Genomic DNA, 1,322 nt, shown 5'->3' on the forward strand with positions numbered 1-1,322 from the left:
CGCCAAAGAAGCTGTTTCCAACGGCTTGGCACTCATTCGCGTTTCATTTCGACTCTCGTACAGGCTATTCGAAGTCGACATCTTCACCTTACCTCTGTCTTCCAACGAACGTTCGCTCGCGGCCAACGCCCCGAATCGACCAGTGCACGCAAGTTCACACATTTCACCGCGAATCCTAATTGTAGCCTCGTGATCCCGCCGGCACCCTGGTCTGCGGAAGTCGCTTTACCAAGCGTTGAGCCATCCGCAATGAATGACCGGGACGGGCCAGACACGTTAGGCGTACGCGAGGGGACGCTAGAGCGGTTTCCGCTTGATGTGAATCAAAACGGTTACAGGGGGATTCCCACGGTTGCGCAAATCAGATTCGGATACCTTCGACGACAACGGCGGGGTCCGCGATGGCGAAGGGATATTCGAAAGACCTCAGAGTGAGGGCAGTCTCGATGGTGGAGTGTGGCGAGAGTGCGCGGGAGGCGGCGCGCCTGCTCAACGTTGGCGCCTCGACTGCGATCCGCTGGATCGATCGATGGAGGACCACAGGATCCGTCGATGCAAAGCCCGGGACCGGCCACTGCCGATCGCCGCTCGAGAAGCACAAACAGTGGTTGCTCGATCTCGTCGGCGCCGAGCCGGACCTGACACTCCAGGAGATCCGTGCGCGGTTGCGTTCGGTGAAGAAGCAGAAAGCCGGGATCGGCTCGATCTGGCGCTTCTACGAGCGTCATCACATCACCTTCAAAAAAAACTCTGCACGCCGCCGAGCAGGATCGCCCTGACGTTGCGGCCGAGCGCGCCGCACTGAAGGCCGAGCAGCCCAAGCTCGATGCGCCGCGCTTGGTATTCATCGACGAGACCGCCGTGACGACCAAGATGGTTCGCCACTACGGTCGCTCTCTTCGAGGGGAGCGCTTGGTCGCCGGCGTGCCGCACGGCCATTGGAAGACACTGACGCTCGTGGCCGCGCTTCGCATCGATGGCCTCACGGCGCCCTATGTCATCGACGGTGCGATGGATGGACCGTCATTCCTCACCTATGTCGAGCAGGTGCTTGTGCCAACATTGTACAAAGGCGACATCGTCTTCATGGACAACCTCCGCACCCACAAGATCGATTGCGTGCGTGAGGCAATCGAGGCGGCCGGTGCGAAGGTGCGCTATCTTCCTGCGTACTCGCCCGACCTCAACCCAATCGAGCAAGCATTCTCGAAGCTGAAGGCGGCGCTGCGCAAGGGTGCGGCACGTACCGTGCAGACACTGCTAAAACTCATCGGCAAGCTCGTAAGGAAGTTTGCGCCAGAGGAGTGCGCCAACTACTTTCG

At 60.1% G+C, this 1,322-nt stretch carries 1 protein-coding gene; it reads left to right on the forward strand.

All coding sequences use genetic code 11. The features are described 5' to 3' along the window. Nucleotides 1-401: 401 nt before the first annotated feature. Nucleotides 402-1,322, forward strand: a protein-coding gene (locus VMT30_02595) for an IS630 family transposase (protein HVQ43830.1) whose coding sequence is annotated in 2 segments (ribosomal slippage) — nt 402-740 and nt 742-1,322 — 920 coding nt annotated over the 2 segments. Because the reading frame shifts where the segments join, the coding sequence is not laid out codon by codon here. This gene is flagged as partial in the annotation.

This window comes from Candidatus Saccharimonadia bacterium, from assembly GCA_035544015.1.
Lineage (GTDB): Bacteria > Patescibacteriota > Saccharimonadia > UBA4664 > UBA4664 > UBA5169.